At 60.6% G+C, this 22,635-nt stretch carries 26 protein-coding genes; 15 read left to right on the plus strand and 11 right to left on the minus strand.

Annotated elements, in window-relative coordinates; translation table 11 throughout:
- The first annotated feature begins 156 nt into the window (after positions 1 to 156).
- Positions 157 to 1,680: a fumarate hydratase gene (locus ACQKIK_RS03965; protein ID WP_045429523.1), complete on the plus strand. Its 1,524-nt coding sequence runs from the start codon at positions 157 to 159 to the stop codon at positions 1,678 to 1,680.
- Between the two features lie 78 nt (positions 1,681 to 1,758).
- On the opposite strand, the gene ACQKIK_RS03970 is transcribed toward ACQKIK_RS03965, so the two are convergent.
- The 4 genes from ACQKIK_RS03970 to ACQKIK_RS03985 all read right to left on the minus strand — a co-directional run bounded on the left by ACQKIK_RS03970 (position 1,759) and on the right by ACQKIK_RS03985 (position 4,969).
- Positions 1,759 to 1,983 (minus strand): VF530 family protein, encoded by a 225-nt coding sequence (locus ACQKIK_RS03970; protein ID WP_045429526.1) that lies wholly within the window; start codon positions 1,981 to 1,983, stop codon positions 1,759 to 1,761.
- Between the two features lie 82 nt (positions 1,984 to 2,065).
- Positions 2,066 to 2,650: a DJ-1/PfpI family protein gene (locus ACQKIK_RS03975; RefSeq protein ID WP_499135189.1), complete on the minus strand. Its 585-nt coding sequence runs from the start codon at positions 2,648 to 2,650 to the stop codon at positions 2,066 to 2,068.
- 51 nt (positions 2,651 to 2,701) lie between these two features.
- Positions 2,702 to 3,862, minus strand: a complete 1,161-nt coding sequence (locus ACQKIK_RS03980; RefSeq protein WP_499135192.1) for a phospholipase D-like domain-containing protein — start codon at positions 3,860 to 3,862, stop codon at positions 2,702 to 2,704.
- A 204-nt stretch (positions 3,863 to 4,066) separates the two neighbouring features.
- Entirely contained in the window at positions 4,067 to 4,969 is a 903-nt protein-coding gene (locus tag ACQKIK_RS03985) for an acyl-CoA dehydrogenase (RefSeq protein WP_499134836.1), read from the minus strand.
- Positions 4,970 to 5,155: 186 nt separating this feature from the next.
- Here ACQKIK_RS03985 and olsB point away from each other — a divergent pair, with 186 nt between their 5' ends.
- Genes olsB through ACQKIK_RS04000 form a run of 3 tightly spaced genes read left to right on the plus strand, consistent with a single transcriptional unit; the run spans position 5,156 to position 7,291 of the window.
- The gene (gene olsB / locus ACQKIK_RS03990) at positions 5,156 to 5,902 is read left to right on the plus strand and encodes an L-ornithine N(alpha)-acyltransferase (RefSeq protein WP_046162771.1); all 747 of its coding nucleotides are present in this window, start codon (positions 5,156 to 5,158) and stop codon (positions 5,900 to 5,902) included.
- On the plus strand, positions 5,903 to 6,679 hold the full coding sequence (locus tag ACQKIK_RS03995) for a lysophospholipid acyltransferase family protein (protein WP_463307703.1): 777 nt from the start codon (positions 5,903 to 5,905) through the stop codon (positions 6,677 to 6,679).
- A gap of 39 nt (positions 6,680 to 6,718) precedes the next feature.
- Positions 6,719 to 7,291: an acyl carrier protein phosphodiesterase gene (locus tag ACQKIK_RS04000; protein ID WP_499134838.1), complete on the plus strand. Its 573-nt coding sequence runs from the start codon at positions 6,719 to 6,721 to the stop codon at positions 7,289 to 7,291.
- Between the two features lie 34 nt (positions 7,292 to 7,325).
- Here the strand turns inward: ACQKIK_RS04000 and ACQKIK_RS04005 are convergent, their stop codons facing one another.
- Positions 7,326 to 7,778, minus strand: a complete 453-nt coding sequence (locus ACQKIK_RS04005) for a flavodoxin (RefSeq protein WP_064481679.1) — start codon at positions 7,776 to 7,778, stop codon at positions 7,326 to 7,328.
- Between the two features lie 233 nt (positions 7,779 to 8,011).
- On the opposite strand from ACQKIK_RS04005, the gene ACQKIK_RS04010 reads away from it, so the two are divergent.
- The 3 genes from ACQKIK_RS04010 (at position 8,012) to folX (ending at position 9,899) form a co-directional block, all read left to right on the plus strand.
- Positions 8,012 to 8,659, plus strand: a complete 648-nt coding sequence (locus ACQKIK_RS04010; RefSeq protein WP_241530381.1) for a PilZ domain-containing protein — start codon at positions 8,012 to 8,014, stop codon at positions 8,657 to 8,659.
- A 138-nt stretch (positions 8,660 to 8,797) separates the two neighbouring features.
- Entirely contained in the window at positions 8,798 to 9,508 is a 711-nt protein-coding gene (gene folM, locus ACQKIK_RS04015) for a dihydromonapterin reductase (RefSeq protein ID WP_241530380.1), read from the plus strand.
- Positions 9,509 to 9,524: 16 nt separating this feature from the next.
- Positions 9,525 to 9,899, plus strand: a complete 375-nt coding sequence (gene folX / locus ACQKIK_RS04020; protein WP_045429554.1) for a dihydroneopterin triphosphate 2'-epimerase — start codon at positions 9,525 to 9,527, stop codon at positions 9,897 to 9,899.
- A gap of 9 nt (positions 9,900 to 9,908) precedes the next feature.
- Here the strand turns inward: folX and ACQKIK_RS04025 are convergent, their stop codons facing one another.
- On the minus strand, positions 9,909 to 10,280 hold the full coding sequence (locus ACQKIK_RS04025; RefSeq protein WP_196766685.1) for a sensory rhodopsin transducer: 372 nt from the start codon (positions 10,278 to 10,280) through the stop codon (positions 9,909 to 9,911).
- A gap of 148 nt (positions 10,281 to 10,428) precedes the next feature.
- On the opposite strand from ACQKIK_RS04025, the gene ACQKIK_RS04030 reads away from it, so the two are divergent.
- The 5 genes from ACQKIK_RS04030 to ACQKIK_RS04050 all read left to right on the plus strand — a co-directional run bounded on the left by ACQKIK_RS04030 (position 10,429) and on the right by ACQKIK_RS04050 (position 12,701).
- Complete coding sequence (locus ACQKIK_RS04030; protein ID WP_499134842.1) at positions 10,429 to 10,722, plus strand: DUF1244 domain-containing protein; 294 nt, start codon at positions 10,429 to 10,431, stop codon at positions 10,720 to 10,722.
- Positions 10,719 to 11,078 (plus strand): HopJ type III effector protein, encoded by a 360-nt coding sequence (locus tag ACQKIK_RS04035; protein ID WP_045429560.1) that lies wholly within the window; start codon positions 10,719 to 10,721, stop codon positions 11,076 to 11,078. Before ACQKIK_RS04030 ends, ACQKIK_RS04035 begins: the two co-directional genes overlap by 4 nt.
- Positions 11,079 to 11,289: 211 nt before the next feature.
- Positions 11,290 to 12,048 carry a sulfate transporter CysZ gene (gene cysZ, locus ACQKIK_RS04040; protein ID WP_046162779.1) on the plus strand — a complete coding sequence of 253 codons (759 nt, stop codon included), beginning with the start codon at positions 11,290 to 11,292 and terminating at the stop codon, positions 12,046 to 12,048.
- Between the two features lie 54 nt (positions 12,049 to 12,102).
- On the plus strand, positions 12,103 to 12,510 hold the full coding sequence (locus ACQKIK_RS04045; RefSeq protein ID WP_499134844.1) for a flavodoxin family protein: 408 nt from the start codon (positions 12,103 to 12,105) through the stop codon (positions 12,508 to 12,510).
- Complete coding sequence (locus ACQKIK_RS04050) at positions 12,483 to 12,701, plus strand: hypothetical protein (RefSeq protein WP_499134846.1); 219 nt, start codon at positions 12,483 to 12,485, stop codon at positions 12,699 to 12,701. Before ACQKIK_RS04045 ends, ACQKIK_RS04050 begins: the two co-directional genes overlap by 28 nt.
- Before the next feature lie 62 nt (positions 12,702 to 12,763).
- Here the strand turns inward: ACQKIK_RS04050 and ACQKIK_RS04055 are convergent, their stop codons facing one another.
- The 4 genes from ACQKIK_RS04055 to ACQKIK_RS04070 form a co-directional block, all read right to left on the minus strand.
- Entirely contained in the window at positions 12,764 to 13,873 is a 1,110-nt protein-coding gene (locus ACQKIK_RS04055; RefSeq protein WP_499134849.1) for an NADH:flavin oxidoreductase, read from the minus strand.
- A gap of 60 nt (positions 13,874 to 13,933) precedes the next feature.
- Positions 13,934 to 14,530, minus strand: coding sequence for a TetR/AcrR family transcriptional regulator (locus tag ACQKIK_RS04060; protein WP_082082152.1), 597 nt, complete (start codon positions 14,528 to 14,530; stop codon positions 13,934 to 13,936).
- Positions 14,531 to 14,664: 134 nt separating this feature from the next.
- The gene (locus ACQKIK_RS04065) at positions 14,665 to 15,147 is read right to left on the minus strand and encodes a glutathione peroxidase (RefSeq protein WP_045429571.1); all 483 of its coding nucleotides are present in this window, start codon (positions 15,145 to 15,147) and stop codon (positions 14,665 to 14,667) included.
- Between the two features lie 102 nt (positions 15,148 to 15,249).
- Entirely contained in the window at positions 15,250 to 15,735 is a 486-nt protein-coding gene (locus tag ACQKIK_RS04070) for an FKBP-type peptidyl-prolyl cis-trans isomerase (protein WP_045429574.1), read from the minus strand.
- Positions 15,736 to 15,975: 240 nt separating this feature from the next.
- Between ACQKIK_RS04070 and ACQKIK_RS04075 the strand changes: the two genes are divergently transcribed.
- The 3 genes from ACQKIK_RS04075 (at position 15,976) to yihG (ending at position 20,406) form a co-directional block, all read left to right on the plus strand.
- Positions 15,976 to 17,163, plus strand: coding sequence for an acetate kinase (locus ACQKIK_RS04075; protein WP_499134851.1), 1,188 nt, complete (start codon positions 15,976 to 15,978; stop codon positions 17,161 to 17,163).
- A gap of 100 nt (positions 17,164 to 17,263) precedes the next feature.
- Entirely contained in the window at positions 17,264 to 19,360 is a 2,097-nt protein-coding gene (gene pta / locus ACQKIK_RS04080; protein WP_064481674.1) for a phosphate acetyltransferase, read from the plus strand.
- A 125-nt stretch (positions 19,361 to 19,485) separates the two neighbouring features.
- Entirely contained in the window at positions 19,486 to 20,406 is a 921-nt protein-coding gene (gene yihG / locus ACQKIK_RS04085) for a 1-acylglycerol-3-phosphate O-acyltransferase, YihG family (RefSeq protein WP_499134853.1), read from the plus strand.
- Between the two features lie 15 nt (positions 20,407 to 20,421).
- Here yihG and ACQKIK_RS04090 read toward each other — a convergent pair whose 3' ends face one another.
- Positions 20,422 to 22,563 (minus strand): putative bifunctional diguanylate cyclase/phosphodiesterase, encoded by a 2,142-nt coding sequence (locus ACQKIK_RS04090; protein ID WP_101152974.1) that lies wholly within the window; start codon positions 22,561 to 22,563, stop codon positions 20,422 to 20,424.
- Positions 22,564 to 22,635: the final 72 nt, after the last annotated feature.

A 22,635-nucleotide genomic window follows, 5' to 3' on the forward strand; every position in this document is an offset into this window, starting at 1 on the left:
GCAGCGTCATACCAGTTTTCCCTGTGCATCCCTTCACCTTTGGTCCGTCTGTGTTCGCTGCTCTACGGCAGGTTATACTGCCGCGCATTTTTACCTGAGCGTGTCGGTCGTTGTCTCGATACGCGCTGTTTCCGCCCCGCCAAGAGGACGCGCTGCATGACCGTGATCAAGCAAGACGACCTGATACAAAGCGTTGCTGACGCTTTGCAGTTCATCTCCTACTACCACCCCGTCGACTTTATCCAGGCGATGCACGAGGCCTACCTGCGTGAAGAGTCACCGGCAGCCCGTGACTCCATGGCGCAGATCCTGATCAATTCGCGGATGTGCGCCACCGGACACCGCCCGATCTGCCAGGACACCGGCATCGTTACCGTATTCGTGCGCGTGGGTATGGACGTACGCTGGGACGACGCCAGCATGAGCCTGGACGACATGATCAATGAAGGCGTCCGCCGTGCTTACAACCTGCCGGAGAACGTTCTGCGGGCTTCGATCCTCGCCGACCCCGCAGGTTCCCGTAAGAACACCAAAGACAACACGCCGGCGGTCATCCACTACTCCATCGTTCCCGGCGACAAGGTCGAAGTTGACGTAGCGGCCAAGGGTGGCGGTTCGGAAAACAAGTCGAAGATGGCCATGCTCAACCCGTCCGACTCGATCGTCGACTGGGTGCTGAAGACCGTGCCGACCATGGGTGCCGGCTGGTGCCCGCCGGGCATGCTTGGCATTGGCATCGGCGGCACCGCGGAGAAAGCCGCGGTGATGGCCAAAGAAGTGCTGATGGAATCCATCGACATCCACGAACTGAAGGCCCGCGGCCCGCAGAACCGCATCGAAGAGCTGCGTCTGGAGCTGTTCGAGAAGGTCAACCAACTGGGTATCGGTGCGCAGGGCCTCGGCGGCCTGACTACCGTGCTTGACGTGAAGATCATGGATTACCCGACGCACGCAGCCTCGCTGCCGGTGTGCATGATCCCCAACTGCGCTGCCACACGCCACGCCCACTTCGTGCTCGACGGCTCCGGCCCGGCCGAACTGACCCCGCCACCGCTCGACGCCTATCCGGAAATCGTCTGGGAAGCCGGCCCGAGCGCGCGTCGCGTCAACCTCGACACCATCACACCGGAAGAAGTGCAGAGCTGGAAGCCGGGCGAAACCGTTCTGCTCAACGGCAAGATGCTCACCGGTCGCGACGCCGCGCACAAGCGCATGGTCGACATGTTGAACAAGGGCGAAGAGCTGCCGGTGGACCTCAAGGGTCGCTTCATTTACTACGTCGGTCCGGTCGATCCAGTCGGCGACGAAGTGGTTGGCCCCGCCGGCCCGACCACCGCGACGCGCATGGACAAATTCACCCGTCAAATCCTCGAGAGCACCGGCCTGCTGGGCATGATCGGCAAGTCCGAGCGCGGCCCTATCGCCATCGAGGCCATCAAGGACAACAAGGCGGTGTACTTGATGGCGGTCGGCGGTGCGGCCTATCTCGTCGCCCAGGCGATCAAGAAGTCCAAGGTGCTGGCGTTCGCCGAACTGGGAATGGAGGCGATCTACGAGTTCGAAGTGAAGGACATGCCGGTCACCGTCGCGGTCGACACCAACGGCGAATCGGTGCACATCACCGGGCCGGCGATCTGGCAGAAGAAGATCGCGGAAAACCTGGCTGTAGAGGTGCAATAACCGATAGCGCCAATAAAAAGCCCGGCTCATTGCCGGGCTTTTTGCTTACAGGACGCCAGTTGCAGCGCAGATCATCAACTAATCACGCCGGCTCCGGCGCAGCTGAACGAACAACCCCTCCACCTTCGCCCGCGCCCATGGCGTCTTGCGCAGAAACGTCAAACTCGACTTGATACTGGGGTCGCTCTTGAAGCAGCGGATATCGACCCGCTCCGCCAGCCCTTCCCAGCCATAGTGAGCTTGCAGCTCGACGAGTATCGACTCCAGCGTCACGCCATGGAGCGGGTCTTGGGGTTGGGACATTGCGGCCTCGGAGCTTGAGCAGGCAGCACCTGCGGGTGAATAAAAAGGCCCGCCGGAGCGGGCCTTCGAACGGAGCAGCATATTACAGGCTGACGCGGGTCCCGAGCAGCTCGAGGAATGCTGCCAGCCAAGCGGGATGCGCCGGCCACGCCGGAGCGGTCACGAGATTGCCCTCGGTATGCGCCTCGTCGACACCGATATCAACGAATTCACCACCGGCCAGCCGAACCTCCGGCGCGCAGGCGGGATAAGCGCTACATGCACGCCCTCGCAGCACATCAGCGGCAGCCAGCAACTGAGCGCCGTGGCACACCGCGGCAATCGGCTTTTTCGCGTCACCAAATGCCTTCACCAGTTTTATCACCTGCTCGTTGAGCCGCAGGTACTCAGGCGAGCGGCCTCCCGGCACCACCAATGCGTCATAGTCCTCGGCGCGCACCTCGGCGAAATCGAAGTTCAGCGCAAATTTATGGCCGGGCTTTTCGCTATAGGTCTGCTCGCCTTCGAAATCGTGGATCGCTGTGCGCACGGTGTCGCCAGCCTTCTTGTCCGGACAGACCGCATGCACGGTATGACCGACCATCTGCAGGGCCTGAAACGGCACCATGGTTTCGTAATCTTCGACGTAGTCACCGACCAGCATCAGAATTTTCTTCGCAGCCATCAGAACGCTCTCCCTTTTCAGTTGGACACTTTATAAACGGCTCGGCGCGTGCCGTCAGCCGCTTCGGTTGAAGATATTGATCACGAGCCGATCGAGCAGGCCCCACAGCCGCTGGTACATCCGCAGGTAAAGGGGGCGCGCGTGCCACTGCTGCAGGTCGATCTCGAGGCTCTGATTGAAGTCGTGCTCGAAGCTCCTGGCAACGTCGGCGCTTAGCTGCGAGTCGACCGCTTCCAGGTTCGCCTCAAGATTCCAGCGCAGATTCCAATGATCGAAATTGCACGAGCCGACACTCACCCAGTCATCGACCAACACGAGTTTCAGGTGCAGAAAGTGTGGCTGATATTCATGAATTCGCACGCCTGCGCGAAGCAGTCTTGGATAGAAACGCTGCCCGGCATAGCGCACGGACGGATGGTCGGTGTTGCGGCTGGTCAGCAGCAGTCGAACCTCGACGCCGCGGCGAGCCGCGCGCAGCAGCTCCCGCCGGACCTTGCCCGTCGGCAGAAAATACGGTGTGGCCAGCCAGATACGCCGCTCAGCCCTTCGCAGATTGCGCAACAGGCTGTGGAGAATGTCTCGATGCTGACGCGCAGCGGAATAGGCCACTCGCCCTGCTCCATCAAGCGCATCGGGCGCGGCGGGTATCTTCGGCAGCTGCCGAGGCAGCGGCAGCTGCCAGATCCGGCGTTTGAGGCACAGGGTCCATTGCACATCGAACAGGCGCTGCCAGTCCTCCATCACCGACCCGCTGATTTCCACCATCGCCTCGTGCCAATGCTCGTCCGGCTTGGCCGGGTTCCAGAACTCGTCTGTCGCACCGGCGCCGCCAACAAAACAGCACAGGTCATCAATCAGGATCAGCTTGCGGTGATCGCGATGAAGGTTGCGGAATTTGAGCGTTAGCTTGAGCGGGTTGTATTGGCGCAGGTCGACCCCTGCGTCGAGCAGCCGCTGACGCGTCTTCTGCCCGAGTTTCAAGCAACCGAAGCCATCGAACAGGCAGCGCACGCGTACACCACGACCGGCTGCGGCAATCAGCGTGTCGACGAGCCGATCCGTACAGAGCCCGTCCTCGACCAGATAAAGCTCGATATCCACACGCTGCTGCGCAGTATCGATACGCTGCAATATCTGTGGAAAAAATTGTGGGCCGTCGAGCAGCAACCGAAAACGATTACCTTCGCGCCACGGAAACACCTCGCCGGCGAGCATCACGCTTGCATGCCTCGGGCAGACCACGCGGGGAAGCAACTACCGATACAGCTGGAAGACATTGAAATCCTTGTCCGGTGAACGCTCAGGCACGGAATGCGCCTCGCCAGGATCAGCGGCTCCTGTCGTAAGCCGTGATGGCACGCCTGTTATAGGTTCGCGCCGCCGTGCAGAGTTCCCGCCTCGGTGGCTTTATCGCATCGTTCAGTCCCGGTCACACTGAGGCGTCATTGCGAAAGCCGCCGCTGCCTTCTCCAGCCGCTTGGCCTGTGCGTGGCGCGCCAACTGCAATATGCCGCGATCGCGCTGCCATAGCTTGGTCCAATGGACCGGACCTTCATCGAGGGCCGTATCCAGCGCAGGTAAGGTTGCGGCCCATTGTGCATCGAGCGCAGCCAGCAACAGCTGCGTCGAAACCTCAGCAGGCGGCAGGCGCGATACTTCGGCTGCAGCCGCCAGCAGACCGATCAACCTGAGCTGCAGCGCCTGCGGCCATGCGCACTCCAAGGCGATTCCATACAACCAGCTGACCATGGCGACGAGCACGTACAGGTCTTCCAGCGTGCGAAACGGCTTGACGTAGTCGTCCCAGCCGTCACCCGCCAACCGCTGACATGGCACCCGCTCGAGGCGCAAGCGCCCATGCACGATATCCGGTACCAGCGGCAGCGGCGGCATGTCCTCGATAGTCACGCCCCGATCACCGGAACCCACGACGCACAGGCTGAGCCTTGCCGGCTCGCCTGGCGCCTCGTCTCGTGCCGGAACCAACAACCAGGCCGCCGCTGATCCAGCAATGACGAAGTCCTTGCTGCCGGTAAGCGTCAATTTATCCAACCGAGTCTGCATATCCGCCGGGCGCAGCTTACGCTGCTCGGTCGCGCATAGCGCACCGATACCCGCTGGCGCCGACGGCCAGAGCCGTCGCAACGCGGCCTGATAGCCGACCAGAAACGCCAGACCAGGCGTGGCGGCTTGACGGCCGCCGCGCACCGCCAACTCGAACGGGTCACCGCCTCCATTGGCCTGTACCTCGCAAAACCAATCGTCCAGCGCCGCAGGCTGCGGCAAGCGTTCAATCGGACCAAGCACAGTGTGCCAAGACATCGGTTCTCTCCAGCAGATTCGCTTGGTTCTGGGGGCTTGAATGCCGTCATCCAAGCATCACGGATCCGTAACAACCGTGACACCGCCCCTGCCTAGCCTCTGGCATCACGGACTGACGGAACGCCAACCATAACAACCATGCGCTCCGGATGCATTGCCACTGCCAGGCTGACCAGGAGATCGAGCATGACCACCATTGCCTTCCCCCGCGTGACGCGACAACTGCAGGCGGTACGCCTGCTCGGCGACGATGCATTACGTGAGGCTCAGGCGCTGCGTTATCAGGTATTCAACGGCGAGTATGGCGCTCAGATGCAGGGCAGCGAGGCCGGTTTGGACAGCGATGAGTTTGACGCTTACTGCAGCCATATCGGTGTACGCGACTCAGGCAGCGGGGAGCTTGTCGCAACCACGCGCCTGCTCGATAACCAGACGGCGCGTGGATTGGGACGGTTCTACAGCGAAAACGAATTCAACCTACAAGGCCTGGCGAAACTTGAAGGGCCGATCCTGGAGATTGGCCGGACCTGTGTTCATCCGGCCTACCGCAACGGCGCGACCATCGCCGTGCTCTGGGCGGAACTGGCTGAAGTGCTCAACCAAGGTGGCTATCGATATCTCATGGGCTGCGCCAGCATTCCAATGCGCGACGGCGGCGTCCAGGCCCAGGCCATCATGCAGCGACTGCGCGAACGTCATCTTTCGACGGAGCTGCTACACGCATGCCCTAAAAACCCGCTACCAGCGCTCGCGTTGCCCGACAACGTCATCGCTGAGACACCTGCGCTGCTCAAGGCCTACATGCGACTGGGTGCAAAGATCTGCGGTGAACCTTGCTGGGATCCAGATTTTCAGGTCGCAGACCTCTTCATTCTCCTCAAGCGCGACGAGCTGTGCCCGCGTTACGCCCGGCACTTCAAGGCAGCGGTCTGAATGCGCAGGATCAGGCTGTATTTTCGTCTCTTGAGATTGGCCATGGTGATTCTCTACGGCCTGGTACTGGCCTGCAGCCTGAAACTGCGCACGGTGCTGGGCTTTAATCCCGCTCAAGCTGCGCGTCAGCAGCTGTGCCGTTCGTTTCTGGGGCGGCTCGCAGCGGCATTGCCATTTCAGATTCGTGTGACAGGCGATTTGCCAGATAAGCCGATGTTGTGGGTCGCCAACCACCTATCGTGGACCGACATCCCCCTGCTGGGCCTGCTGCAACCGATGACCTTCCTCGCCAAAGCCGAGATCCGTCATTGGCCGGTGATTGGCTGGCTAACAACCGAGGCTGGAACCCGCTTCATCCAGCGCGGCGGTAGCGACAGTACGTTGCTCAGCCAGCAGATGAGCGAGGAACTGGGGCAAGGAAGCAGCGTGCTGATTTTCCCCGAGGGCACCACAACCGATGGCACTTCGCTGCGCACATTCCACTCAAGACTGCTAGCCTGTGCGATCGATACGGGTGTGCCGGTACAGCCCGTTGCGATTCGATATCTGCGCAACGGCGTTATCGATCCGATAGCCCCCTTTATCGGCGACGACGATCTGCTTTCACATCTGTTTCGGCTACTGGCGGAAGATACAGCAGTGGTGGAAATCCAGCTGCTGGCCCCGCTATCCAGCCATGACACGCAACGTAACCCACTCGCCCGTCGTTGCCACAATGCGATCGCCGAAGCGCTGTACGGTCCTTCGCAGCTGATGCCGATCGCCAACGCTGCCTGATGCAAGCTGAGCGCAAGCAAGCGCTGCTAGACTCGCCTCATGAACTATCTTGCGCACCTTCATCTCGGCGGCGAGCGGCCCGGGCAGCTGCTCGGCAGTCTCTATGGCGACTTCGTCAAAGGGCCCTTACAGGACCGATGGCCAGCCGATATCGAAGCGGGCATTCGCCTGCACCGACAGATCGATGTATTTACCGATAGCCACCCGATTGTCCTTCAAGCCAAGCAGCGCTTTCCCCGCGAGCGACGACGCTACGCAGGCATCTTGGTCGATCTTTTTTTCGATCATTGCCTGGCGGCGCATTGGCCCCACTACGCCGAAGAGCCCCTTCAGCATTTCACCGCGCGGGTGTATCAGGTGTTGCTTGAGGAAGCCGAGCTCCCCGGCACGCTGGCGCTAATCGCGCCGCGCATGGCCGCTCAGGACTGGCTCGGCAGTTATCGGGAGTTTTCCGTGATGGAGCAGGTTGTGGCCGGCATGAGCCGGCGTTTGTCACGCCCCGAAGGGCTGCTCGCCGGTGTCGAGGAAATGGAACGGCTATATGAGCCGCTGCTGCAGGACTTCCAAGCGTTCTATCCGCACCTGCAAGCCTTCGCTCGCCGGGCAGACTGACCGCCGCCAGGCCACCGCCGGCCTTGCCTACTTATCAGCCACGCAGAGCTGCGGCAAAGCTTTCCAGCCAGGGCTCGGCGTCGGTCTCCGGCGTTACCGTTTCGCTGGCATCAAGGCGCAGCATTTCCTGCACTTCGCGTACGCCCAGCTCGGCATACAACTCCCGAACCAACTCCCCGCCGCCGCAGAAGGTATCGCCATAGCTGGCGTCGCCCAGTGCGATCACCCCGCCTGGCAAGCCCTGCCAGGCCGGAAACTGATCACGAATCGCCGTGTAGAGCGGGACGAAACTGTCCGGTAGCTCGCCCATCCCAGTGGTGGCAGTCACCACCAGCAATGCTTGCGGTCCGAAGTCCAGGATCTGCGCCAGCTGCGCGCGCGGATCATGCCAGGCGTCGAACCCCGCCGCTTTGAGTACCGTCGCAGCATGGCGGGCAACGTCTTCAGCTGTGCCATAGACGGTACCGGAGAGGATGGCCACTTTCATGATGAGCTCCGTTTTAGATTAAAGCCGAGCATTATGCCGCATCCGACACACTCATCCCGACAGAGGGGTTCTACACTTCAAAACGGTGCCGCCGCTAGGCGGAAGGGAATTACATCGGGCATGTGTTGTCGCAGTGCCGACGTGGTAAAGGATCTCGTAGAGGTCTGTGCTGCACTCTGGAGCGATTAGGCATGGGCAGACGGGTCTGCCCTGACCTTGAGAGGGAAATCGGGATGCCTAGCAAAACTGATCTGACCAGTGCCGAACTGGCCTACATCAACGAACTTGTCAGTGGCTCGTCTGCAGAGCCGGGCGAAACGCGGGCTGGCTTCCGCGTCGACGGCGGAGAAAAGGCCAACGGCTTGCTCTTGCAACTGGCTGCGAAGGCCAACCTGACCCTCGAAGCGGAGCTCGAGGACTATTGCATGTCGTTCCCGCTGCAGCTGAAGCAGGATGAATTCCAGGCGGTACAATTGCAGCTCGCGCCTCCGACCATCTATGAACGCGGACCGGTACTTCGCGCCTGGCGATTACACTTGGACGAACCGCTGCCACTACTTTCCGACGATGGCAACGAAACCGCGCTGAGCGTGCATGAGTTGTCACCCAACGGCCTGTTGGTCGACGCCGGAGCCAAGCATCAGGCGCCCAAACATCTGCACATGCGGCTGGCATTGCCGGGCGAAGACTCGTTTCAGATCGACGCTCATCGGATCCGCCATGCCGAAGGTGGAATGACTGCCTACGAAGTCGAATATCCGCAGGACAAAGATGCCGAACGCATCCGCTCCTATCTGTACGAACAGCATCAGCGTTTGCATCCCGAGTTGCAGCCAGAGCTTTCCACACAGGCCACCTCCGACGCGCCCGAGACTCCTTAGCAGCACCGTAGATGCCCGTCTTTCCACACACGAAAACGCCCGCAGAGTAGGGTCGTTGCGCACCCTGGTGTAAGCTGGCAAGGCACTGCTGCCTTGCACAGGCGGCGCGACTTTCCCCGTCCCACTCGGTATCCCAGCATGACCCAGCCGACGGCCCCGATACTGATTACCGGTGCCAGCCAGCGCATCGGCCTGCATTGCGCCGAACGCTTGCTTGATGAAGGCCAGCCGGTAATCGTGAGCTACCGCACCCCTCGAGCAAGTCTGGCTCGCCTTCGTGAGCGCGGCGCGGTGACCTTGCATGCCGATTTTTCCGCCGCAGCGGGCATCCACGCCTTTATCGCTGCACTCAAGGAGCACACCAGCGCCCTACGCGCGATCGTTCACAACGCATCGGACTGGCACCCGGAGACACCGGGTGAGGAAGCTGAAACATTCCAGCGCATGTTCGAGGTGCACATGCTCGCGCCTTATCTGATCAACCTTCACTGCACTGAACTGCTGCAGCATGGCGGTCCGGCAGACATCATCCACATCGGTGATGACGTCACCCGCGTTGGCAGCAAAAAGCACATCGCTTATGCAGCCAGCAAAGCCGGTTTGGACAACCTCACGCTGTCGTTTGCAGCCAGACTGGCGCCGGCGATCAAGGTCAATGGCATCGCGCCTGCCTTGATACAGTTCAACGAAGGCGATGATGAAGTCTACCAACGCAAGGCGCTTGCCAAATCCGCCCTTGGCATCGAGCCCGGCGCCGAGGTGATCTACCAGAGCCTGCGCTACCTGCTGGATAATCCCTATGTCACCGGCACCACGCTGAGCGTTAACGGTGGCCGCCACCTGATCTGATACGCGAAGGAACCCCATGCCCCGATTGGAACCTGCCATGGCGCGCATCCGCGTCAAAGACCTGCGCCTACGTACCTTCATCGGTATCAAGGAAGAGGAAATCCTCAACAAGCAGGATGTCCTGATCAATCTGACGATGCTTTATCCTGCGGCCGAGGCCGTGCGTGACAACGACATCGGCCATGCACTGAACTACCGAACCATCACCAAGGCAATCATCCAACACGTCGAGGACAACCGTTTCGCCCTGCTCGAACGGCTCACCCAGGAAATCCTTGACCTGGTCATGGCGCATCCGCAAGTGCGTTACGCCGAAGTCGAAGTGGACAAGCCACACGCTCTGCGCTTTGCCGAGTCGGTATCGATTACCCTCGCCGCGCATCGGGACTGACCCTTCGGGTCAATCGCTGCCATAGGCCAGGGTCGTCATCAGCGCACGGTCACCGCTGCGTGCGTCCAGCCGAGTGTGCTGAATGACCACCGGTACGTTGGAGATGAATACGCTGGCATAGTCAGTCTCACGCGGCACTGCCTGGGGCGTCTGCAGGTCATCGAAACGGAGATGCAAGGTTCGCCGCGCGGGGACCCGTATCGCGTACGGCCCGACCGGCTCACGGTCAGCGAAGTACAGCGTCAGCTCAATCACCGCCTCCAACGGGCCAGCGTTCAAAATGCACGCCGTCTCATGGCTGCGCAGCGCTGGCTCATCGGGTTTCGGTCCCAACGCCGGTAGGTACCCTTCGGCAATCACCCAGTGTTTTTTTCCAATCACATCCAGTCTCCTCGACAGCTGGATGGCCGGCCGGCCATCCTGTTTAGCGGAGGCGGTTCAAGCCGCTAAAGTTCCCCGCCGCTATCTGGCCCACGGCCTGCGTCGAGGTTATGATCCCGCCGAAGTCTGCAACGCCGAGACCCTTGAAATGAATGAACAAGAACGCACCGAACTCGAAGCCGCCGCTTTCCGCCGCCTAGTGCAGCACCTGCGCAGCCGCCCGGACGCACAAAACATCGACCTGATGAACCTGGCTGGCTTCTGTCGCAATTGCCTGTCGAAATGGTACAAGGCCGCCGCCGATGACCTGGATATCGACGTCAGCCTCGATGAGGCTCGCGAAGAGGTCTACGGCATGCCATACGCGGATTGGAAGAAACGCTATCAGAAGGACGCAACGCCAGAGCAACAGGCTGCGTTCGACAAGGCCCAGAAACCATGAGTAGCCTCAGGGACTTTCGCGCCAGTCTGCGCAACCGAAACCACCCATTCAGCGAGACGCTGGCATTCATCGCCAGCGCCTATGACTACCAGCCAACCCGCTTTTTCAATGGCAACGTTGAAAACGCTGCCGGGCAGAACGAGGGTTCGTGCAAGACGTTGGGCCTGGCCGTACTAGAAGGCTTCACCACAGAGGAAGCCTTGCTTGCGTTCGGGGAGCACTATCAGTCAGTGCTGGAGAACCCCAGTGGATCCGACCACTTGAACATCCGCGCCCTGATGGATACCGGACTCCCGGGCGTGCGCTTTGATCAGCAGCCGCTGAGGCGCAAACCGGTCAATTTCGAAGAGAAATAAAAAAGGGCCGGCCAGGCACTTGGGGAAGGCTTGAAGCGGACGGCCCTGAAAACCAAAAGGAGATTTCGGGGCTAGCCTAAAAGCCAAGCGCAACGCTGGCTATTGCATAAAGCCGATCGGCCTAATAGCCCAGTCCTATCGATTGTGATGTCGCTTTTCCCACCCCAATAAAGCCGGTAAGGTCCGGACCGTCCTTTCCGGAGTATCGTCAATGCCCGTCGCTGCCCTATCCGGCCCCCAATACCTACGTGAAGGCCTGAAGCTCATTCTTAGCCCAGGCCTCAGGCTGTTCGTCATTCTGCCGCTGACGGTCAATCTGTTGCTGTTCTGCGGTCTGATCTATCTGGCGGTGCGCCAGTTCGGCGGCTGGGTCGATGCCTTCATGCCAAACCTCCCCGAGTGGTTGATGTTCCTCGAATACATCATCTGGCCGCTGTTCGTAGTGCTGGTGGTGCTGATCGTGTTCTTCACCTTCACCATGCTCGCCAACATCGTTGCCGCCCCTTTCAATGGCTTTCTTGCCGAAAAGGTGGAAACCGTGGCACGCGGAGTCGATAGCGCCCCACCGTTCAGCTGGAGCGAGCTGCTGGCCATGTTGCCGCGAACCATCGGACGTGAGGCACGCAAACTGGCGTACTTCGCACCCCGTGCGCTGGTGTTACTGATCCTGTCATTCATTCCGGTGGTCAATCTGGTCGCAGCGCCACTCTGGCTTCTGTTTGGCGTCTGGATGATGGCGGTGCAGTACATCGATTATCCAGCGGACAACAACAAGCTGAGCTGGGACGAAATGATGGTCTGGCTGCGCCAGCGCCGCTGGAAAAGCCTGAGTCTCGGCGCGGTGACCTACGCAGCATTGCTGATTCCTTTCGTCAATCTCCTGATCATGCCGGCAGCCGTGGCAGCCGCAACGCTGTTCTGGGTGCGCGAGGGCGGCAAATCGACAATGCCTACCGTGATCGATCCGTGAACTGCGACACGTTGAGGTGTCTAGATTCGAACACCTCACACCGGGAGCCCCCCAATGGCGCTAACCGCCCTCGCAATCAACTGCACCCTCAAGGTGTCGCCCCAAGAATCGTCCTGTAGCTTGTTGCTGAACCAGGCTCAGCGCGAGCTGGAAAAACTCGGCGTCAGCTGCGAGCAGGTCCGCGCAGTGGACTTCAACATCAAGCCCGGCGTGACGTCAGACGAAGGCGAAGGTGACGACTGGCCGATGATTCGGGAAAAGTTGCTTGCAGCGGACATCCTGATTCTCGGCACGCCGATCTGGCTTGGCCATCCATCCAGCGTTTGTCAGCGCGTACTGGAGCGCCTGGACGCGTTCATTGGTGAAAGCGGATGGTCTCGTACGGGCGGGTTGCTTGCGTCGCTGTGGTGGGTAACGAGGATGGCGCCCATCATGTGGTTGCCAGTCTCTATCAGGGACTGAATGACGTAGGCTTCACCATCCCTGCCAACGGCTGCACCTATTGGGTCGGACCGGCGATGGGGTCGACGGATTACAAGGATGTGGAACATCCGGGCGAGAAGATCGGCAAGACCAACGCGATGTTGGCGCGCAACGCCGTGCACTTGGCCAAGCTGCTAAAGCAGGCCGGTTATCCCGGTGCCTCGCAATAACGATGCGCAAAAAGAAGCCATCCCAAGGATGGCTTCTCTGCAGCTAGAGATTACGTCGCGCGTCAGGCCAGCGTTTTCAGCGCTTCACGACTAAAGGGCAGAATGTCCTGCATACGCCCTTCTTTCACCTTCAACGCCCAGTCCGGATCGCAAATCAGTGCGCGTCCTACCGCCACCAAATCGAACTCCTGCTTGTTCAGGCGCTCGAGTAACCCCTCAATGTTGGCTGGCTGCGCCACCTTGTCAGTCTTGACCATGAACTGCAGGAACTCTCCATCGAGCCCCACGCTGCCGACGGTGATGGTGGGCTTGCCAGTCAGCTGACGGGTCCAGCCAGCGAGGTTGAGCTCGGAACCTTCGAACTCCGGCTCCCAGAATCGGCGAGTCGAGCAATGGAAGATGTCCACACCCGCCGCAGAAAGCGGCTCGAGGAATTCGCCAAGCGCTTCCAGCGTGGTGACCAGGCGCGCTGAGTAGTCCTGCTGCTTCCACTGAGAAAAGCGGAAAATGATCGGAAAGTCCGGTCCTACCGCCGCGCGTACTGCCTCGATCAGCTCGATGGCGAAGCGGGAGCGATTGGCCAGGCTCCCACCGTACTCGTCGGTGCGCTGGTTGCTGCCCTCCCAGAAGAACTGGTCAACCAAGTAGCCGTGCGCGCCGTGGATCTCGACACCATCCATGCCTATGGCCTGGGCATCCTTGGCAGCCTGGGCGAACGCTGCGATCACGTCCTGAATATCCTGTTCGGTCATGCCGTGCACCACGACCTCGCCGTCCTTCACCTTCTCCATCGGACCGTAACCCGGCACTTCCGGCTCCGGCTCGGTTCCCTTGTGACGAACATTGCCCACGTGCCACAACTGCGGAACGATCTTGCCACCGGCCGCGTGCACGGCCTCGACCACCGCTTTCCAGCCGGCCAGTGGGGCTTCGCCGTAGAAGCGCGGCACTTGCGGATAGCCATTGGAGGCCTTATGGCCGACCGTGGTGCCCTCGGTGATGATCAACCCCACACCCGACGCGGCACGACGGCGGTAGTACTCGACGACGTCCGCGGTTGGCACACCGTTAGGAGAGAAGGAACGGGTCATCGGCGCCATCACGACACGCGTCGGCAGTTGCAAGCTACCGAGTTGGAAGGGTTGGAACAGGGCATTCACGGCTGCAGTCATTGCTGTCTCCTCTGGCTTGAAGAAAAAGCGACCGGTCGTCTCGCCGATCGCCACAAAAAATCAGCGGGGCGTCAGCAGACGCTCCAGCTGGGTCAGAAATATCTTCAACGGCGTGACACTGCGGCCAACCTTCATGCGCAACAAGGCGCCCTCCCAGGCATTGCCGATGAATTCAGCCAGCGCTAGGCAATCGGTATCGGCATCAAGCTCGCTGGCCGCGCAAGCCTGTTCGAGGCAGTCGGCGAGCACTCTGACCGAACGCAGCAAAATCGCCTCGACTTGCTGGCCGATGGGCTGTGACAGTTCAGCCATCTCGAAGCTCAGGCTGCCGATGAAACAATGGTATTCCGGGCATTCCTGCCGAGCGAAGTGCGCAATGAGGTCTGCGTAATAACCCAGAATGCGCGCCCGAGGGCTCAGCGGAGACTCGAGTAGCGCCGCCTGATAGCGCTCCAGCCGAGGCAGGTAGAGATGCTCCAGCGCCTGCAAGGCAAAGTCTTCTTTGCTGGCGAAGTAGTGATAGAAGGAGCCTTTGGGAATCCCGGCAGCCTGGACGATTTCCAGCACGCCGGTGCCGTGGTAGCCACGACGGGTCATCACCTGCGCCCCCTTGGCCAGGATCAGGTCACGCTTGTCGTTGCGGGCTTGATTGCTCATGGCGCCGAGGATATGACCGGTCGTCTAGACCGACCACCATCATCCACGACACTTATTGCAGACCCATGCTGTCGCGATATCGACTTCGAGAAGCCGTCAGCAACAACACACGGCTTTGATAGGAGATGGCGCGCTCAGGCGAGCGCGCTTTCGATGGCCTGGATCAGCGCAGGATCATCCGGGGCAGTGCGCGGCGAAAAGCGCGCCAGCACACGTCCGTCCTTGCCTACCAGAAACTTCTCGAAGTTCCAGCTGATGTCACCTGGGAAGTCAGCGCCCTCCCCTGCCAGCAGGCGGTACAACGGGTGACGCTGCGAGCCGTTGACCTCGAGCTTGCTGCTGATCGGAAAGGTGATGCCGTAATTCTCGTCGCAAAACTGCAGGATTTCCGCATCGCTGCCTGGCTCCTGAGCAGCGAACTGATTGCAGGGGATGCCCAGTACGCCGAAACCACGATCCTGGTAACGCTCATGCAGCGCTTGCAAGCCTGCATATTGAGGCGTGAGACCGCACTCGGAAGCCACATTGACCACCAGTGTCACCTGGGATTTCAACGGCGCTAGGGGAAGTTCCTGGCCCGCAAGGCCGGGCAGAACCAACTCGTGAAACGCGCTCATGTGTTTCTACTCCAGAGTAAAAAAGCGCTCCGGCAGAACCGAAGCGCTTCCATGGCCCGTTCGATCCGGGCTTCTCGCTGACCAGCCGCTTGCGGGCGCCAATCAGTGTTGGTGACCACCTTCGCCATGCACATGACCATGAGCGATTTCTTCTTCGCTGGCTTCACGCACATCAACAATCTTGACTTCGAAGTTGAGGCGCTGTCCGGCCAGCGGATGATTACCGTCAACGATCACATCGTCGCCTTCAACATCACGAATGGTAACGATCTGCATCCCGCCGTCCGGGCCGGAGGCGTGAAACTGCATGCCGACTTCAAGCTCATCGACGCCTTCAAACATCGCACGATTGAGGGTGGCGACCAGTTCCGGGCTGTACTCACCGTAGGCATCCTGCGGTTCGATGGCGACCTTCACTTCGTCACCGCCTTGCTTGCCTTCCAGCGCCTTTTCAAGACCGGAAATGATGTTGCCCGAACCGTGCAAATAGACCAGCGGCGCGCCGCCGGCCGAGCTGTCGATCACTTCACCGGCATCATTGGTGAGTGTGTAGTCGATTGACACAGCCTTGTTAGCGGCAATCTGCATGAGGCAAAACCTTTGTTGGGGAATGTGTGTGAAAGTCTAACCGCGAGCTGCATTGATTGCGAACCGACGCACGATTTAGGGGACCATCGGCAGCAGATCCACCCCACGCGACCTCATGCCCTAGGTGGTGACGAATACAACCTTTGGAGAGCATCGCGCCTCTCAAGGTTATGCAAGAATCCACGCCTGTAAATGTAGGCGACCTATTTCAACAATTAATTTCGCATCCAAGGAGCACCGATGTCAGCTCGTAACATCCTGGTGATTAACTGCGGCAGCTCGTCGATCAAATTCGCACTGGTCAACGAAGCTCAAGCCACTTTCCCCCTGCAGGGCCTGGCCGAACGTCTCGGCTCCCCCGAAGCCGTGGTGCACTGGCAGCTGGGGGACACCAAGCAGAGCCTGAACATTCCGGATGCCGATCACCGTGCCGCGCTCGAAAAATTGCTGCCGGTGGCCCAGGAGGCCGCAGGCGGCAAACTGGACGGCATCGGCCATCGTGTGGTCCATGGTGGCGAGCATTTCACTGGTTCCAGCCTGATCGACGAGCCAGTGCTGAAGGCGATTCGCGACAGCGCGCAGCTGGCGCCACTGCACAACCCAGCCAACCTGGTCGGGATCGATGCAGCCATGGCGCTGTTCCCCGGCCTGCCGCAGGTCAGCGTGTTCGATACCGCCTTCCACCAGACCATGCCGGAACGTGCGTTCCGCTACGCCGTGCCGGAATTCCTTTACAAGGAACACAGCGTCCGCCGCTACGGCTTCCACGGCACCAGCCACAACTACGTCAGCAAGCGTGCCGCTGAGATGACCGGGCTCCCGGTCGATGACAGCAGCTGGCTGACGGCTCACCTGGGCAATGGCTGCTCGACGTGCGCCATCGTCAACGGCGAGAGCCGCGACACCAGCATGGGGCTGACCCCGCTGGAAGGCCTAGTAATGGGCACTCGCAGCGGTGATGTCGATCCCAACCTGCACAGCTACCTGAACCGCACCCTGGGCTGGAGCCTGGAGCAGATCGATCGCATGCTCAATCACGACAGCGGCCTGAAAGGTCTTTCCGGGCTATCCAACGACCTGCGCACCCTGCAGGAAGCCCGTGTCGCCGGACATGCCGGTGCCACCCTGGCATTCGAAGTGTTCTGCTACCGCTTGGCCAAGTCACTGGCAAGCATGGCCTGCGCCCTGCCGAAACTTGATGGACTGATCTTCACTGGCGGCATCGGCGAGAACTCGATGGCCGTGCGTACCCGCACCCTCGAGCACTTGAAGCTGTTCAACTTTACGTTGGACGAAGAAGCCAACGCACGCTGCACGCGCGGTGTTGGTGGAGAGATCCAGGCAGCAGGCAGCCCCCGTGTACTGGTGGTACCGACCAACGAAGAACGTCAGATCGCGCTGGACACGCTGGCGCTGCTCGACGCCTGATAGCGCGCCGACAGCCAGACGCACCGCACGAACCCGACGACCGTAAACGGCGTCGGGTTTCGTCTACTTGGCATCGCCCTTCGCCCGATAGGAGATCATCATGCATACCTTATTCCTCGCCCCCTGCGGTTTTGGCGGCGGCCTCAACTCCATCAGCCTTGGCCTGATCAGCGCGCTCGAACGTGCCGGGCTGAAGGTCGGCTTTTTCAAGCCCATCGCCCAGCCCTTTCCACATGACCAGGGTCGTGAGCGCTCCTGTGTCCTGGTTGAGCGCACCCTGAATATCGTGTCGCCCGAGCCACTGCCGCTGGAGCAGGTCGAGCGCCAGTTGGCCGATGGTGAACTCGACCTGTTACTCGAGGACGTGGTCAGCCGCTATCAGGACGTTGCTGCGGGCAAGGACGTGGTCATTGTGGAAGGCATGGTGCCGACGCGTGAGTTCAACCACACGTCGCGGATTAACACGCATCTGGCGAAAAGCCTGGACGCGGATGTCATCCTGATCGCCGCGCAAGGAAGTGACACGCTCAAGCGCTTGGCCGAGCGCATCGAGATCCAGGCCCAGCTGTTCGGTGGCGCCAAGGATCCGAAAGTGCTGGGCGTCATTCTCAACAAGGTCAAGAGTGAGGACGGCACGCCGGCCTTCATCGAGGGCCTCAAGGCCCAGCTGCCGGTACTGGGCTCTGCGGACTTCCAGCTGCTCGGCGCGATCCCATTCGCCGACAAACTCAACGCATTGCGGACCCGTGACATCGCCGAACTGCTCGACGCCAAGGTCCTTCACGCCGGCGAAGCGGAGCAGCGTCGCGTCGAAAAGATCGTCCTGTGCGCCCGAGCCGTCCCCAACACAGTGCAACTGCTGCAGCCGGGCGTACTGGTGGTCACGCCGGGTGACCGCGACGACATCATCCTGGCGGCGAGCCTGGCCTCGCTCAATGGCGTCAGGCTCGCTGGTCTGCTGCTGTGCAGTGACTTCGCGCCCGACCCGCGGATTCTCGAGCTCTGCAAAGCGGCACTGGATGGCGGCCTGCCGGTGATGACCGTGCAGACGGGCTCCTACGATACGGCCACCAACCTGTTCGGGCTGAACAAGGAAACCCCAGCGGACGACATCGAGCGTGCCAGCCAGGTTACTGACTTCATTGCGCAGCACCTGCAGCCCGAACTGCTGCATACCCGACTCAGCGTACCCCGCAGCGAGTTGCGCCTGTCGCCTCCGGCGTTCCGCTATCAGCTGGTCAAGCGCGCACAGCAAGCTAACAAGCGCATCGTCCTGCCGGAAGGCAACGAGCCGCGCACCATCCGCGCCGCGGCCATTTGTCAGGAGCGCGGCATCGCGCGCTGTGTACTGCTGGCCAAGCCGGAAGAAGTCCAGGCAGTTGCACGCGAGCAAGGTATCCAGCTGCCGGCAAGCCTGGAGATTCTCGATCCGGAGCTGATCATCAACCAGTACGTCGAGCCGATGTGCGAAATGCGCAAGGCCAAGGGGCTGACTCCAGACGATGCGCGTGAGCAGCTCAAAGACACGGTGGTCCTTGGCACCATGATGCTGGCGCTCGACGAAGTGGACGGTCTGGTTTCCGGCGCCATACACACAACCGCTAACACCATTCGCCCGGCGCTGCAGCTGATCAAGACAGCCCCAGGCTACAGCCTGGTCTCGTCGGTGTTCTTCATGCTGCTGCCGGATCAAGTACTGGTCTACGGCGACTGCGCTGTAAATCCGAACCCGAGTGCTACCGAGCTGGCGGAGATTGCCCTGCAGAGCGCCGAATCGGCCGTCGCGCTAGGCGTCAACCCGCGCGTGGCGATGATCAGCTATTCCACTGGTACGTCCGGCAGTGGCGCCGAGGTGGAAAAGGTTGCTGAAGCCACACGCATCGCCCAGGAGCGCGCACCCACCCTGCCAATCGACGGTCCGCTGCAGTACGACGCCGCATCGGTCGCCAGTGTCGGCAAGCAAAAGGCGCCTAACAGCCTAGTGGCAGGTCAAGCCACGGTGTTCATCTTCCCTGACCTGAACACGGGTAACACCACCTACAAGGCGGTTCAGCGCAGCGCCAACGTGATCAGCGTCGGCCCGATGCTGCAAGGCCTGCGCAAGCCGGTCAATGACCTGTCCCGCGGTGCACTGGTGGACGACATCGTGTTCACCATCGCGTTGACCGCTCTGCAGGCTGACAACCAGAAGGCCTGATCTGCGTCCCGCGCCCGGCCAGCCTGGCCGGGCGCTTCGCAATGCTAGGCGCTACTTTTTGCCTTGCAGTTCAGCCCGCAATCGGTACTCTTGCCGCCTTTATTGACGGATATAAGATCCAATCGATGCTGAGCGTCCTTCCTGCCCCACTACGGGGTGTCCTGGCTGGCTTGACCCTGGCGTTGAACACGCTGTTCTGGTGCTGGCCGTTGTTTGCCCTGTCATTGCTCAAGCTTGCGCTACCGGTTCCGCGTATTCAGCGCGCATTGCGCTTTGGCATGCACTGGATCGCTGAATCCTGGATGGCCGTGAACAGCTTCTGGATGGATCAGGTGCGGCGAACCGAGTGGGACGTGCAGGGACTCGAAAAGGTCGATCTGCAACACTCCTATCTGGTCACCAGCAACCACCAGAGCTGGGCTGACATCCTGATGTTGCAGTACCAGTTCAACCGACGGATGCCGATCCTGAAGTTCTTCCTCAAGCAGGAGCTGATCTGGGTGCCAGTCATCGGCCTGTGCTGGTGGGCGCTGGAGTTTCCCTTCATGAAGCGCTTCAGCAAGGAATACCTTACCAAGTATCCGGAGAAGCGCGGCGAGGATCTGGCCACCACCCGCAAGGCCTGTGAGCGCTACCGGACCAACCCGGTGTCGGTGTTCAATTTTCTCGAAGGCACTCGTTTCACCGAGGACAAGCACACTGAACAGACATCGCCCTACCGCTACCTGCTCAAACCCCGGGCCGGCGGCATTGCGTTCGTGATCGATGCGATGGGCGAGCAACTGACGGCACTGATCAACGTCACCATTCACTACCCGGACGGCAATTCGAGCTTCTGGGACCTGCTCTGCGGCCGAATCGGCCGGGTCGTGATGCGCATCGACTCGCAGCCGATCCCTGCCGAGTTCCTACACCGTAGCTACGACCAGGACGAAGCCTACCGGTTGAGCTTTCAGGAGTGGGTCAATGAGCTCTGGAGCGACAAAGATGCCGAGCTAGAAAAGCTACATCACCAATACCCGCCTCGTCATGGCGCTTCAGCTTAGCCAAACAGGCCGGCACTAGCCGGCCGGTCGATGTTCAAGATTTAGCCAGTCGATTGTTCGCGGAAATTCCAGAGCGTCCTCAACGGCCAGCCCTGGCGCGACCAGAAACCCTTGCATCACGTGGCAGTCATGATCGATCAGCCACTCGCGCTGGGCCAGCGTTTCAACGCCCTCGGCAATCACCTCCAGTCCCAGGTTTCGCCCCAGATCGATAATGGTGCTGACCACTGCAGCATCGCGGGGCGAATCGAGCATGTTGGCGACGAACAATCGATCAATCTTCAGCGTGTCCAGATCGAAATGGCGCAGGTAAGCCAGCGATGAGTAACCGGTGCCGAAGTCATCTACCGCCACCCTGACCCCCAGCTCACGCAGCTGACGAAGCTTGTCGCAGCTCTGCTCCAGGTCCTCCATCAGTGCGCCCTCGGTGACCTCCAGCTCCAACTGTCGGGGATCAAGCTGATACTCATCGAGCAGCCGGCGCAACTCGTCGATCAATCCGGCTCGGCGGAACTGCACCGGGCTGACGTTGAAGCTCAGCACCAGCTTGTCGCCGAATCGCTCACGCCAGTCGCGGCACTGGGCCAGGCCTTCACGCAGCGCCCATTCGCCGACCCGGTCAATTAGCCGGGTTTCTTCCAGCAAGGGGATGAATACACTCGGCTCCACCGAACCGCGCCCGGCGTAATTCCAGCGCAGCAAGGCCTCGAACCCACGCAGCTCACCGGTCTCGAGCACGACCTGCGGCTGATAGGCCAAAGCGAAACCATTGCGCTCGATGGTGCTACGCAAGTTTTCTTCCATCATCAGGCGCGCGTGGGCCCGCCCGTTCATCTCACCGGAGAAGAAGCGATATTGCTGCCGGCCGTTGCGTTTGGCCTCGTACATGGCCATGTCCGCCGAGCGAAGCAACTCTTCGACGCTCTGGCCGCAATCCGGAAAATTCGCAATGCCAATACTGGCACCGAGCGTGACGTCGGTGCCGTCGATGGTATGTCGAACCGAAATTAACTCTATGAGCTTTTCCGCCACCCTGGCGGCATCTTCTGGATGATCCAGAGAGTCCAGCAACGCAGTGAACTCGTCACCTCCCATTCGGGCGATGATGTCGTATGGACGCATGCAGGCTTCCAATACGCGCGCTACGCGACAGAGAATCTCGTCGCCGGCATCGTGCCCCAGCGAATCGTTGATGCGCTTGAAACCATCAAGGTCGATATAGAGGATGGCCATGCGCTTGCCGTTGCGATCGACCCGCGCCAAAGCCGAATCCAGCGCCTGATGAAAACCGCGACGATTGAGCAGGCCCGTGAGCGAGTCGGTTACCGCTTGGGTTTCCAGCTGCACGTGCAAGCTGCGCACCACCGACATGTCCAGGGCGATCACGACCATTGAACGCTGCTGACGAGGCAGCGGTGATGAAGACAGTGCTACTGGCAGCGTGTCTCCGTTGGCAGTGAACAGCTGCGCCTCATGAAGACGATAGGTATTGCCGCTACGCCAATGTTGGTAGAAATCGGTATCACGCCAGGCCTGTGGCATCTGCGGCGAGGCCAGATGCTTGATCAGCGCGGTACCTTGCAGATCATCGACACGGGTGTGCAGCATTTTGGCGATCGCCGGGTTGGCGAAGTTGATGAATCCATCCTCCCCCACTACCAGAATGCCTTCGGCAGCGTTATTGAGTACGGACGCGTTAAACGCCCTTGCACTGTCGAGCTGCTGGCTGAGCAGCTGCAAGTCACGCCGATTGTGCTCATGGCTGAGCAACGTATTGATCTTGTGCTTGAGCACCTGCGGATCGAACGGCTTGAGAATGAAATCCACCGCACCCGTCGCGTAACCACGCAACACCGACTCACGCGTATGCGCAATGGCCGATACGAAGATGATCGGTGTGTAGCGGGCGTGCGGACTGCCGCGCATCAGGCGCGCCACTTCGAATCCGTCCATGCCAGGCATCTGAACGTCCAGCAACACCAGCTCTACGTCCAGATCGAGCAACGCCTGCAACGCGGCTTCACCCGAATTAACCGTATGGACCTGCCAGTCGCCATCGCCGAGCAGGGCCTCCATGGCCACCAGGTTCGCCTCGCGATCATCGACGACCAGCAATGTGCGGGTCCGAGGCTTTGATTGGGGTTGCGACCACGCCATCAGCCGAGCCCCCAACACAGCATGATTTGGCTTCCGCTACCGACGTCGGCAGGGACGCCAGTTCGGCTTGAA

This window comes from Pseudomonas sp. NPDC047961 (assembly GCF_050272435.1).
Taxonomy (GTDB): domain Bacteria; phylum Pseudomonadota; class Gammaproteobacteria; order Pseudomonadales; family Pseudomonadaceae; genus Stutzerimonas.

What these genes read in the sequence shown, in the direction of transcription:
- ACQKIK_RS03965 (WP_045429523.1), top strand. Translation starts at nt 157, where the DNA reads ATGACCGTGATCAAGCAAGACGACCTGATACAAAGCGTTGCTGACGCT.
- ACQKIK_RS03970 (WP_045429526.1), bottom strand. Translation starts at nt 1,983, where the DNA reads ATGTCCCAACCCCAAGACCCGCTCCATGGCGTGACGCTGGAGTCGATA.
- ACQKIK_RS03980 (WP_499135192.1), bottom strand. Translation starts at nt 3,862, where the DNA reads ATGCTCGCCGGCGAGGTGTTTCCGTGGCGCGAAGGTAATCGTTTTCGG.
- ACQKIK_RS03985 (WP_499134836.1), bottom strand. Translation starts at nt 4,969, where the DNA reads ATGTCTTGGCACACTGTGCTTGGTCCGATTGAACGCTTGCCGCAGCCT.
- olsB (WP_046162771.1), top strand. Translation starts at nt 5,156, where the DNA reads ATGACCACCATTGCCTTCCCCCGCGTGACGCGACAACTGCAGGCGGTA.
- ACQKIK_RS03995 (WP_463307703.1), top strand. Translation starts at nt 5,903, where the DNA reads ATGCGCAGGATCAGGCTGTATTTTCGTCTCTTGAGATTGGCCATGGTG.
- ACQKIK_RS04000 (WP_499134838.1), top strand. Translation starts at nt 6,719, where the DNA reads ATGAACTATCTTGCGCACCTTCATCTCGGCGGCGAGCGGCCCGGGCAG.
- ACQKIK_RS04005 (WP_064481679.1), bottom strand. Translation starts at nt 7,778, where the DNA reads ATGAAAGTGGCCATCCTCTCCGGTACCGTCTATGGCACAGCTGAAGAC.
- ACQKIK_RS04010 (WP_241530381.1), top strand. Translation starts at nt 8,012, where the DNA reads ATGCCTAGCAAAACTGATCTGACCAGTGCCGAACTGGCCTACATCAAC.
- folM (WP_241530380.1), top strand. Translation starts at nt 8,798, where the DNA reads ATGACCCAGCCGACGGCCCCGATACTGATTACCGGTGCCAGCCAGCGC.
- folX (WP_045429554.1), top strand. Translation starts at nt 9,525, where the DNA reads ATGCCCCGATTGGAACCTGCCATGGCGCGCATCCGCGTCAAAGACCTG.
- ACQKIK_RS04030 (WP_499134842.1), top strand. Translation starts at nt 10,429, where the DNA reads ATGAATGAACAAGAACGCACCGAACTCGAAGCCGCCGCTTTCCGCCGC.
- ACQKIK_RS04035 (WP_045429560.1), top strand. Translation starts at nt 10,719, where the DNA reads ATGAGTAGCCTCAGGGACTTTCGCGCCAGTCTGCGCAACCGAAACCAC.
- cysZ (WP_046162779.1), top strand. Translation starts at nt 11,290, where the DNA reads ATGCCCGTCGCTGCCCTATCCGGCCCCCAATACCTACGTGAAGGCCTG.
- ACQKIK_RS04045 (WP_499134844.1), top strand. Translation starts at nt 12,103, where the DNA reads ATGGCGCTAACCGCCCTCGCAATCAACTGCACCCTCAAGGTGTCGCCC.
- ACQKIK_RS04055 (WP_499134849.1), bottom strand. Translation starts at nt 13,873, where the DNA reads ATGACTGCAGCCGTGAATGCCCTGTTCCAACCCTTCCAACTCGGTAGC.
- ACQKIK_RS04060 (WP_082082152.1), bottom strand. Translation starts at nt 14,530, where the DNA reads ATGAGCAATCAAGCCCGCAACGACAAGCGTGACCTGATCCTGGCCAAG.
- ACQKIK_RS04065 (WP_045429571.1), bottom strand. Translation starts at nt 15,147, where the DNA reads ATGAGCGCGTTTCACGAGTTGGTTCTGCCCGGCCTTGCGGGCCAGGAA.
- ACQKIK_RS04070 (WP_045429574.1), bottom strand. Translation starts at nt 15,735, where the DNA reads ATGCAGATTGCCGCTAACAAGGCTGTGTCAATCGACTACACACTCACC.
- ACQKIK_RS04075 (WP_499134851.1), top strand. Translation starts at nt 15,976, where the DNA reads ATGTCAGCTCGTAACATCCTGGTGATTAACTGCGGCAGCTCGTCGATC.
- pta (WP_064481674.1), top strand. Translation starts at nt 17,264, where the DNA reads ATGCATACCTTATTCCTCGCCCCCTGCGGTTTTGGCGGCGGCCTCAAC.
- yihG (WP_499134853.1), top strand. Translation starts at nt 19,486, where the DNA reads ATGCTGAGCGTCCTTCCTGCCCCACTACGGGGTGTCCTGGCTGGCTTG.
- ACQKIK_RS04090 (WP_101152974.1), bottom strand. Translation starts at nt 22,563, where the DNA reads ATGGCGTGGTCGCAACCCCAATCAAAGCCTCGGACCCGCACATTGCTG.